This window comes from Caldimonas sp. (assembly GCF_046289365.1).
Lineage (GTDB): Bacteria > Pseudomonadota > Gammaproteobacteria > Burkholderiales > Burkholderiaceae_C > Caldimonas.
This window is the reverse complement of the sequence record NZ_JBKBVU010000061.1, coordinates 6,325-16,387: the sequence shown is the minus strand read 5'-3', so window position 1 is coordinate 16,387 and position 10,063 is coordinate 6,325. Positions and strand designations below refer to the sequence as shown.

Genomic DNA, 10,063 nt, shown 5'->3' with positions numbered 1-10,063 from the left:
GGCTTGCTCGAGGTGATCCAGCGCCGCATCACTGGCGGTGCTCACCGGGCAGCCGCGGCGGTCTTGCATGGCGTCAAGCCGGTGGCGTGGGCCAGGGGCGCTGGGCCGGGCGCAGGCGTTCCCAGGCGCGGGCCATTCTCAGCACGCCCAGGTCGTCGAAGCGGCGGCCGGCGATCTGCAGGCCGATGGGCAGGCCCTCGGCGGTGTAGCCGGCGTTGATCGAGGCGGCCGGCTGTTCGCTCATGTTGTAGGCCAGCGTGAAGGCGATGTGGTCGAAGGGCCGCGTCACGTCGTTGGTCGGGCAGGGCAGCTCGGCATCGAAAGCCACCATCGGCGCGGTGGGCGAGAGCACGTAGTCATAGGGCTGGGTGGCATCGACCGTGGCCTTGCGGATGGCCAGGGTCTGGCTGTAGGCCTCGAAGAGGTCTTCGCCGCTCCAGCCCGCCCCGCCCTCGGCCCAGGCGCGGATGAAGGGCAGGATGCGCTCGCGGCGTTCGGGTTCGAGCTTGCGCAGCTCGACCCAGAAGCGCGTGCGCCAGAAGCGGTCCACCCCTTCGATCATGCCGCGGTGGCACCAGGGCGCCATGGGTTCGACGATGGCCCCGGCCGCCTCGAAGGCGCGCGCCGCGGCCACCACGGCCTCGCGCACTTCGGGTGCCACCGGCGTGCCCCAGCCGGCCTCCAGCAGCAAGCCGATGCGCAGGCCGGCCACGTCGCGCTCGAGGTCGTGCCAGGCGATGTCCTGCCAGGGCAGGCTCATGTGGTCGCGCGCATCGGGGCGGCTCAAGGGGCCCATCATCAGCGCGGCATCGGCCACGGTGCGGGTCATCGGGCCGGCCACGCGGGCCGGGTAAGGCGGGTCGATGGGGATGCGGCCCAGGCTGGGCTTGAGCGTGACGATGCCGCACCAGCCTGCCGGCAGGCGCACCGAGCCGCCGATGTCGGTGCCCAGGTGCAGCGGGCCGTAGCCGGCGGCCACGCCGGCGCCCGCGCCGGCGCTCGACCCCCCGGGGTTCTTGCGCAGGTCCCAGGGGTTGCGGGTGAGCGGGTGGAAACTCGACAGGCCCGAGGAGAGCATGCCGTAGTCGGGCATGGTGGTCTTGCCCAGGAAGACGGCGCCGGCCTCGCGCAGCCGCGCTGCCGGAGGGGCGTCCTCTTCGGCCGGCACCAGCTCGGTGGCCGCCGTGCCCAGGGGCGTGGGCACGCCGCGGGTGGCGATGTTCTCCTTGATCATCACCGGCACACCGTCGAGTGCGAGGGCCTCGCCGCGGCGCCAGCGCGCCTCCGAGGCGCGGGCCATCGTCAGCGCCGCTTCGGGATCGAAGGCATAGGTGGCCTGCAGGTGCGGCTCCCAGCGCTCGATGTGGGCGATGATGGCGCGCGTCACTTCGACGGGCGAAAGCGTGCCACGGGCGTAAGCCGCCAGCAGTTCGGTGGCCGAGAACTCGTGCAGGGCTGTGGGGGTGTCGGACCTCATTGCCAGCGCACCGCCCCCATGTCGTTGGCGAAGATGGGCGAGCTGCTCCAGATGCCCTGCAGGCCGCGGCGGCTCACCGCGATGTGCGGCAACTGGAACAGGAAGGCGTTCACCGCATCGGTGGCCAGCAGGCGCTGCATGTCGCCCAGCACCGCCAGGCGGCCGGCCTCGTGGGTGGTTTCGTTGAACTTGGCCAGCAGGTCGCGGAAGGCCTTGGAGTCGTAGCCGAAGTAGTAGTCGGGGTTGGCGTAGATGGCCATGTCCAGCGGCTCGACGTGGCTGATGATGGTCAGGTCGAAATTGCCTTTGAAGGCGCCAGAGAGCCACTGGGCCCATTCGACGTTCTCGATCTTGGCGTGAATGCCCACCTGGGCGAGCTGGGCGGCGAGGATCCCGCCGCCGCGCCGCGCATAGGCCGGCGGCGGCAGCGTGAGGGTGACGTTGAGGGGGCCACTCACACCAGCTTCCTTCAGCAGCGATCGGGCCCGCTCGGGGTTGTAGGGGTACATGCCGGTGAGGTCCACGTAGCCGGCATCGCTGGGCACCATGTGGCTGCCGATCGGCGTGCCGAAGCCGTCCATCGCGCCGGTGATCAGGGCCTTGCGGTCGATGGCATGGGCCACGGCGCGGCGCACGCGCACGTCGTCGAAGGGCTTGCGGCGGTTGTTGATGCTCAGGATGGTCTTGCCTTCGGTGCCGCCTACCGTGACGTTGAAACGCTTGTCGTTGCGGAACTGGCCGACGCTTTGCGTGGCCTGGAAGCGCGGGATGGCATCGACATCGCCGGCCAGCAGCGCGGCCACCTGGGCGGCCGGGTCGTTGATGAAGCGGAAGGTCACACGGTTCAGGCGCACGTTGGCGGCATCGCGATAGCCTGGCCACTTGCTCATCGTCACGGCCGAGCCCTTGGCCCAGTTGTCGAACTTGAACGGGCCGGTGCCGATCGGACGGGTGCTGGTAGTGGCCGCACTCTTGGGATCGAGGATCACCGCGGTGTTCTCGCCCAGGCGGAAAAGCATCGTGCCGTCGGCCTTGTCCAGCGTGAGGATGACGGTGTAGGCATCGGGGGTGTCGATGCGCGTGATGTTGTCGAACACCGCCTTCTTGGCCTTGTTGGTGCTGCCCTCGGCCTTGGCGCGCTCGAAGCTGAACTTCACGTCCGAGGCGTCGAAGTCCTCGCCGTCGTGGAACTTCACGCCGCGCCGCAGCTTGAAGACATAGCTGCGCCCATCCGGCGAGATCGTCCAGCTTTCGGCCAGCAGCGGACTGACCTTGCCATCCATCTGGACCTTGGTGAGGCCTTCGAGGATGTTGTAGTGGACGATCTCGCCGATGGCTGCGGCCGGCGCGGTCGTCGGGTCCAGGCCCGGCGGCTCCAGCGTCATGCCGATCACGACGCTGTCCTTGCGTGATTGCGCCAAGGCGCCCAGCGCCAGGGCGCTCAGGGCCAGGGCGGCCACGAGGCGAAGATGCCACTTCATGGAGACACTCCTCGAACGACGGGGAAGGAAAACCTGCGCTGCCATTCCACCATGAATGCGCAAGCCGGGCAATCGCCGGCGCCCCTCACAGCGTGGGCACCGCCGCCAGCAGCGTGCGGGTGTAGGCGGCCTGCGGCGCATCGAAGACCGCGGCCACCTCGCCCTGTTCCACGATGCGGCCGTGCTGCATCACCACCACCTCGTCGCAGAGATACTCCACCACCGCCAGGTCGTGGCTGATGAAGAGGTAGGTCACGTCGAAGTCGCGCTGCAGGTCGCGCATCAGGTTGAGCACCTGGGCCTGCACCGACACGTCCAGCGCGCTGACCGGCTCGTCGGCCACGATGAGCCGCGGCCTTGTCACCAAGGCGCGCGCGATCGCGATGCGCTGGCGCTGCCCGCCCGAGAACTCGTGCGGGTACTTGGCCATGTCCCCCGCGCGCAGGCCCACGGCCTCCAGTGACTGCGCCACGCGCGCGCGGCGCTCATCGGCCCCCACCTCGTCCATCACGGTCAACGGTTCGGCCACGATGCGGCCCACCGTCTGGCGCGGGTCGAGCGAGCCATAGGGGTCCTGAAAGACCATCTGGACGTGGCGCCGCGCGCGGCGCAGTTCGGCAGGCCTCAGGCGGTGCAGATCCTGGCCCAGCAGCCTCACCGTGCCGGCCGTCGGCCGCTCCAGCGCCATCACCAGCCGCGCCAGCGTGGACTTGCCCGAGCCCGACTCGCCCACCACGCCCAGGCTGCGGCCGGCCTCGATGCGCAGGCTCACATCGTCCAGCGCCCGCACCTCCTCGGCCGGCTGCCACAGCGACTGGCGCGGCAGGCGGTAGCGTTGGCTGAGGTGGGCCACATCGAGCAGGGGCATCGGCATCCTCACGGGCTCAGGTCGGCCCAACGCACGCAGGCCACCTCGTGGCCCTGCGCCACGGTGTGGGACACAGGGGAGGCCTCGCAGACCGGGGCCCGATGCACACACCGGTCCGCAAACGGGCAGCCGCGCGGCAGGTCCACCAGCTCCGGCACGCGGCCGGGGATGGTCTGCAGGCGTTCGCGGCGGGCCGCGCCCAGCCGGGGCCGGGCGGCGAGCAGGCCGCGCGTGTAGGGGTGCAGGGGCCGGTGCAGCACCTCGCCCACCGGGCCCTGCTCCACGCCCAGGCCGCCGTACATCACCATCACGCGGCGCACGTTGCGGGCAATCACGGCCAGGTCGTGCGAGATCAGCATCAGGGCCATGTGGCGTTGGGCCACCAGATCGGCGATGAGTTGCAGGATCTCGCGCTGCAGCGTCACGTCCAGCGCGGTGGTGGGTTCGTCGGCGATCAGCAGGTCGGGCTGGCAGGCCAGGGCCATCGCGATCACCACACGCTGGCGCTGGCCGCCCGAGAGCTGGTGCGGGTAGGCGTCGAGCCGGCGCGCGGCCTGGGGCAGTCGCACCTGCTCCAGCAGGCGCAGCGCCTCGGCACGCGCGGCCACGGCGTCCAGGCCGCGGTGCAGGCGCAGCGGCTCGGCCACCTGGCGGCCGATCGTGTGCAGCGGGTTGAGCGCCGTCATCGGCTCCTGGAAGACCATCGCGATGCGGTCGCCCCGCAGGCGGCACCAGGCGGCTTCGTCCTGCGCCAGCAGCTCGCGCCCGTCGAAGCGCAGCGAGCCCGACACCCGCGCGCGCTCGGGCAGCAGGCCCATCAGCGTGAGCGCGAGCATGCTCTTGCCGCAGCCCGATTCGCCCACCACGCCGAGCGTGTCGCCGCGGTCGAGCGCGAAGCTCAGGCCGCGCAGGGCCTCGGCGGGCCCGCGCGCAGTGTGGAGCGTCACCCGCAAATCGCGCACCTCCAGCAGCCCTGCGCTCATCGCTGCCTCGCAAGACGGGGGTCGAGCAGGTCGCGCAGGCCGTCGCCCAGCAGGTTCAGCCCCAGCACCGACAGCGCAATCGCAATGCCGGGGTAGAGCGCAAGCTGAGGCGCCTGGAACATCTGCGTCTGCGCCTCGTTGAGCATGCGCCCCCACGAGGGCTGGGGCGGCTGGGTGCCCAGGCCCAGGTAGGACAGCGCCGCCTCGGCCAGGATGGCGGTGGCGAACTGGATGGTGGCCTGCACGATGATCACCGAGGCGATGTTGGGCAGCACGTGCTCCAGCGTGATGCGCACCGCCCCCTTGCCGCAGGCGCGCGCGGCCAGGATGAAGTCGCGCGCCCACACGGCGTTGGCCGAGGCGCGCGTGAGCCGCGCAAACACCGGGATGTTGAAGATGCCGATCGCGATGATGGAGGTGAACAGCCCGGGGCCATAGACTGCCGTGAGCATGATGGCCGTGAGCAGCGCCGGGAAGGCGAAGGTGAAGTCGGACAGGCGCATCACGAACTCTTCCACCCACCCGCGCCGCGCCGAGGCCAGCAGCCCCAGGCCCACGCCCAGCACCAGCCCCATGCCCACCGCCACCACCCCCACGAGGATGGAGTTCTGCGCGCCCACCAGCAGCAGCGTGGCAATGTCGCGGCCCAGGCTGTCGGTGCCCAGCCAGTGCGCGGCCGAGGGCGGCTGGAAGCGGTTGGGCACGTCAATGGCGTGCGGGGGGTAGGGGGTCCACACCAGCGAGAGCCCGGCCGCCAGCAGCAGGGTCAGCGCCAGCAAGGCGCCGAGCAGGAAGCTGCGATGCCTCAAGGCCGCCCTCATGCATCCCCCGCCTTCAGCCGCGGGTCGATCCAGGCATACAGCAGGTCCACCACGAAGTTGATGAGGATGACGGCGCCGGCCAGCAGCATGATGACGTCACGCACCACCGCGAGGTCGCGGTTGGCGATGGCCTGGAAGACGAGGCGGCCGATGCCCGGCAGCACGAAGACGTTTTCCACCACGATGGCGCCGGTGAGCAGGTTGCCGAACTGCAGGCCCATGATGGTGATGACCGGGATCATCGCGTTGCGCAGCACATGGCGCCACAGCGTGGCACGCCGGCTCAGGCCCTTGGCGCGGGCGGTGCGCACATAGTCTTCGCGCAGGGTGTCGAGCACGGCCGAGCGCGTGAAGCGCGTGAGGATGGCCGCCTGCACTGCCGCCAGCGCCACGGCCGGCAGCACCAGGGCCTGCAGGCCGTCCCACAGGCTGCCGCCCTCGTCTTGCGTCCAGCCGGGAAAGCCACCGGCCGGGAACCACTGCAGGTGCACGGCAAAGACCAGGATCAGCACGATGGCCAGCCAGAAGTTCGGGATGGCCAGGCCCAGCTGGCTGAGCGTCATCACGCCCACGTCGCCCAAGCGGTTGTGGCGCGCGGCGGCGTACACGCCCAGGCTCAGGGCGACGACGACGGTGAGCCCCATGGCCAGCAGCGCCAACGGCAGGCTCACGCGCAATCGCTCGGCGATGAGGCTCCACACCGGCGTGTCGTAGGCCACGCTCACGCCCAGGTCGCCGCGCAGGTAGCCGCTGATCCACTCGACGTAGCGGGTGATCGCCGGGCGGTCCAGCCCCAACTGGGCCGACAGGGCGGCCACCTGTTCGGGCGTGGCCGTGGGCCCCAGGCGCACTTCGGCGGCGTTGCCGGGCAGGATCTCCAGCACGGCGAACACCACCACCGACGCCGCCAGCAAGGTGGCGACGAAACTGACAAAGCGCTTGAGCAGGAAGAGGCTCAAGGCCGTGGCATCACTGGGCGAGCACGGCCGCCATGGCGTTGGCCACGGCTTCGACATTGTGCTGGTTCAGCCCCGCCACGCACATGCGGCCGGTGCGCACGAGATACACCGCGTGCTCGTCCTTGAGCCGGTCCACCTGCTCGGGGCTCAGGCCGGTGTAGCTGAACATGCCGCGCTGGGTGATGAAGTAGTCCACATTGCGGCCCGGCAGTTTGGCCGACAGCACCGCATGCAGGCGACGGCGCATCTCCTGGATGCGCGCGCGCATCGCGTCGAGCTCGTCGGCCCAGGCCTGGCGCAGCTCAGGCGTTTGCAGCACGCGCGCGACGATCTGCCCGCCATGGGTGGGCGGGCTGGAGTAGTTGCGGCGGATGGTGGCCTTGAGCTGGCCCAGCACCAGCGCGGCCTCGTCGGCCGTGGGACAGACCACGCTGAGGGCCCCGCAGCGCTCGCCATAGAGCGAGAAGCTCTTCGAGAAGGAGCTCGCGCAGAAGAAGCTCACGCCCGCATCGGCCAGCGCGCGGATCGCAAAGGCGTCTTCCTCGATGCCATCGCCGAAGCCCTGGTAGGCGATGTCCACATAGGGGATGAGCCGGCGCGACTGGATCACCGGGATGAGCTGGGCCCACTGCTCGCGCGTGAGGTCCACGCCGGTGGGGTTGTGGCAGCAGGCATGCAGCAGCACGATGCTGCGCTCGGGCATGTCGCGCAAGGCGGCGAGCATGGCCGCAAAGCGCAGGCCGCCGGTGGCCGCATCGTAGTAGGGGTAGGTGTGAACGGTGAAACCTGCCCCCTCGAACATCGCGCGGTGATTGTCCCAGGTGGGGTCGCTCACCCACACCTCGGACTGAGGGAAGTAGCGCTTGAGGAAGTCACCCCCCACCTTCAGGCCGCCCGAGCCGCCCAGGGTCTGGATGGTGGCGATGCGCCCGCTCTTCACCGCTTCATGCTCGGCCCCGAAGAGCAGGTGCTGCACGGCCTGGCGGTAGTTGGCCGCGCCTTCCATGGGCTGGTAGGGTCGCGCGCCGATGGATTGCAGCATCGCCGACTCGGCCTGCCGCACCGCGCTCATCACCGGCAGGCGGCCGGCATCGTCGAAGTACACCCCGATGCTCAGGTTGATCTTGCCCGGCCGGGGGTCCTTCTGGAAGTTCTCGTTCAGGGTGAGGATGGGGTCGCCGGCGTAGGGGTCGACGTGCTGGAACATGGGGTCTCCTTCAAAACGGGGCGGATCGATCGATTATCCCGTGTCCCCCGTCAGTCGGCGGCCAGCGCCGCCTCGATGTCACGCTCGATGGCCTCGGGCTTGTCGGTGGGGGCATAGCGCTTGAGCACCTTGCCGTGGCGATCGACGAGGAATTTGGTGAAGTTCCACTTGATCGCCTTGGTGCCCAGCAGGCCGGGGGCCTGCGCCGTGAGCCACTGGTACAGCGGATGGGCGTCGGCGCCGTTGACCTTGATCTTGCTCATCATCGGAAAGCTCACGCCGTAGTTCACCTGGCAGAAGCTCGCGATCTCCTCGTTGCTGCCCGGGTCCTGGCCGCCGAACTCGTTGCTGGGAAAGCCCAGCACCACCAGGCCCCGGGCCGCATGCGTCTTCCAGAGCTTTTCCAGCCCGGCCAACTGGGGCGTGAAGCCGCACTGGCTGGCGGTGTTGACGATGAGCAGGACCTTGCCGCGGTAGTCGGCCAGCTTCACCGGCCGGCCGTCGATGGACAAGGCGTTGAAGTCATAAATCGTGGTGTGTTCGCTCGCGTCGCTCATACCGAGCATGGTAGCGAGCCGGCGCGAAAGCCGAAAGGCGCGGCTCCCCGAAGCCGCCCGCCCCCCCCTTTTTCGGGCTTGACGCTGGGGTCACCCCCACCGCAACATCGCCACAGCCTTTTGCTGGGGCGGCGCACCGACGGTCGGCGCTTGCCGCTGGCCTCAGGAGCCCTCTTCTCATGAGCATGCGTTACCGGGTGGCCGTCCAGGGCTTCAGCGCCTTCGAACGCTCGACCTTCCAGTCCTTTTTCCGCCTGGCGGCACGGCGCCAGCCGGCCTACGACCTCGTCGAGGACCTGCACACCGCCGATCTGGTGATCGCCGACGCCGACCAGGCGGCGGCCGTCTCGGCCGTGCGCGACGCGGGCCGGTTGCCGCGCTGCCTGTTCATCGGCGCGCACGATGTGGGCGCCGGGCTGGGCCGGCTGCCGCGCCCGATCAACCTGATGAACGTGCTGCGGCTGCTCGACGAGATGAGCCAGCCTGGCGCCGACCCGCAGCGGCCGGCGGCGCCCCCCGCGTCGCCCCGCCCGGCGCCGAGCCTCGCCCTGGACGCCATGCCGGCTGCGGCCACGGGCCGTTCCCTGGCGAAGGCTCCGGCCGGCCCCGAGGTCCCCAGCGGCAGCGACTTCTCCAACTCCGTCACCGTCGATGGGGACGAACGCTTCGACCACATCCTCGTGGTCGACGACTCCGACATCGCGCTGCGCTTCATGCAGACGCGCCTGAAACGCTTCGGCTTCAAGGTGCATCTGGCCCGCAGCGGCGAGGAGGCGCTCGAGCGCATCGCGCGCCAGCCCTTCGAGTTCGTCTTCCTCGACGTGATGATGGCCGGCATGGACGGCTACCAGACCTGCAAGGCCATCAAACGCAAGGCCCCGCCGCCGGGCCGCCGGGTGCCGGTGGTGGTGATGCTCACCAGCCGGGCCGGGCCGGTCGATCGCATCCGCGGCACCCTGGCCGGCTGCGACGCCTACCTGACCAAACCCCTGTCCGAGGATGAGCTGGTGCGTGTCATCAGCACCTACGATGCCGCCTTCCAGCGAGGCTTCGAGAACACGGCCGCCGACTGACCCGGCGCCATGCCGGGGCCCCGTGGGCGTTTGCGCCACACCGCGACGGCCGCGGGCCGCGCCGCGCGTGGGGCGGGCTTCCTTGGATGGCCCGGGCGCCTCTACACTGCGGCGCTAACCCCGATGCGTGCGACGTGAGCCTGCCCCCCGACGCCCCACCCCTCAGCGCGGCTGCCCCTCCGCAGGCCCAGGGCCTGCGCTGCGGCCCTTGGGCGCTGGCCTTCCCGTTCACCTGGGCGCGCAATCTGGTCGACGAGGTGGAGCTGTCGGACGTGCCGCACGCGCCGGCCTGGCTGCTGGGAGCGGCCAACGTGGACGGCACGGTCATCCCGGTGTTCGACCTGCTGCGCTGGCTGGATCCGGCGCAGGGCACGCCAACGGGCCCGGGCAGCCATGTGCTGATCGGCGGCGACGGTGACCAGGTGGCCGGTCTGATCTTTCGCGGCCTGCCCACGCGGGTGCGCCCGGTGGGGGGCACCGCTCCCGGGGTGCCGCCGGCCCTGGCCGAGTTCGTGCGCGGCGCGGCCGTCGATGCCCAGGGCCATCCCTGGGCCCTGATCGACGCCCCGGCCCTCCTCGAGGCCTGGGCGGCCGAGCTGAGCCTGGCCTGAACCGCGATGCCCGTGACCACCCCCTC

10 protein-coding genes are annotated in these 10,063 nt (G+C 70.4%); 2 read left to right on the top strand and 8 right to left on the bottom strand.

What is annotated here, in order from left to right:
- Positions 1-73: 73 nt before the first annotated feature.
- The 8 genes from ACK42S_RS08340 to ACK42S_RS08305 form a co-directional block, all read right to left on the bottom strand.
- Positions 74-1,477 carry an amidase gene (locus ACK42S_RS08340; RefSeq protein WP_409705558.1) on the bottom strand — a complete coding sequence of 468 codons (1,404 nt, stop codon included), beginning with the start codon at positions 1,475-1,477 and terminating at the stop codon, positions 74-76.
- Positions 1,474-2,958 (bottom strand): ABC transporter substrate-binding protein, encoded by a 1,485-nt coding sequence (locus ACK42S_RS08335; protein WP_409705554.1) that lies wholly within the window; start codon positions 2,956-2,958, stop codon positions 1,474-1,476. The genes ACK42S_RS08340 and ACK42S_RS08335 overlap by 4 nt, the downstream gene beginning before the upstream one ends.
- An 85-nt stretch (positions 2,959-3,043) precedes the next feature.
- Positions 3,044-3,832, bottom strand: a complete 789-nt coding sequence (locus tag ACK42S_RS08330; protein ID WP_409705552.1) for an ATP-binding cassette domain-containing protein — start codon at positions 3,830-3,832, stop codon at positions 3,044-3,046.
- A 2-nt stretch (positions 3,833-3,834) separates the two neighbouring features.
- Positions 3,835-4,809: an ABC transporter ATP-binding protein gene (locus ACK42S_RS08325; protein WP_409705549.1), complete on the bottom strand. Its 975-nt coding sequence runs from the start codon at positions 4,807-4,809 to the stop codon at positions 3,835-3,837.
- Entirely contained in the window at positions 4,806-5,630 is an 825-nt protein-coding gene (locus ACK42S_RS08320; RefSeq protein WP_409705546.1) for an ABC transporter permease, read from the bottom strand. Before ACK42S_RS08320 ends, ACK42S_RS08325 begins: the two co-directional genes overlap by 4 nt.
- On the bottom strand, positions 5,627-6,589 hold the full coding sequence (locus ACK42S_RS08315) for an ABC transporter permease (protein WP_409705544.1): 963 nt from the start codon (positions 6,587-6,589) through the stop codon (positions 5,627-5,629). Before ACK42S_RS08315 ends, ACK42S_RS08320 begins: the two co-directional genes overlap by 4 nt.
- A gap of 10 nt (positions 6,590-6,599) precedes the next feature.
- On the bottom strand, positions 6,600-7,796 hold the full coding sequence (locus ACK42S_RS08310) for an aromatic amino acid transaminase (protein WP_409705541.1): 1,197 nt from the start codon (positions 7,794-7,796) through the stop codon (positions 6,600-6,602).
- 50 nt (positions 7,797-7,846) lie between these two features.
- Entirely contained in the window at positions 7,847-8,353 is a 507-nt protein-coding gene (locus ACK42S_RS08305; protein WP_409705538.1) for a glutathione peroxidase, read from the bottom strand.
- 179 nt (positions 8,354-8,532) lie between these two features.
- On the opposite strand from ACK42S_RS08305, the gene ACK42S_RS08300 reads away from it, so the two are divergent.
- Both ACK42S_RS08300 and ACK42S_RS08295 read left to right on the top strand, forming a co-directional pair.
- The gene (locus ACK42S_RS08300; protein WP_409705535.1) at positions 8,533-9,426 is read left to right on the top strand and encodes a response regulator; all 894 of its coding nucleotides are present in this window, start codon (positions 8,533-8,535) and stop codon (positions 9,424-9,426) included.
- 134 nt (positions 9,427-9,560) lie between these two features.
- The gene (locus tag ACK42S_RS08295) at positions 9,561-10,037 is read left to right on the top strand and encodes a chemotaxis protein CheW (RefSeq protein WP_409705532.1); all 477 of its coding nucleotides are present in this window, start codon (positions 9,561-9,563) and stop codon (positions 10,035-10,037) included.
- The last annotated feature ends 26 nt before the right edge of the window (positions 10,038-10,063 follow it).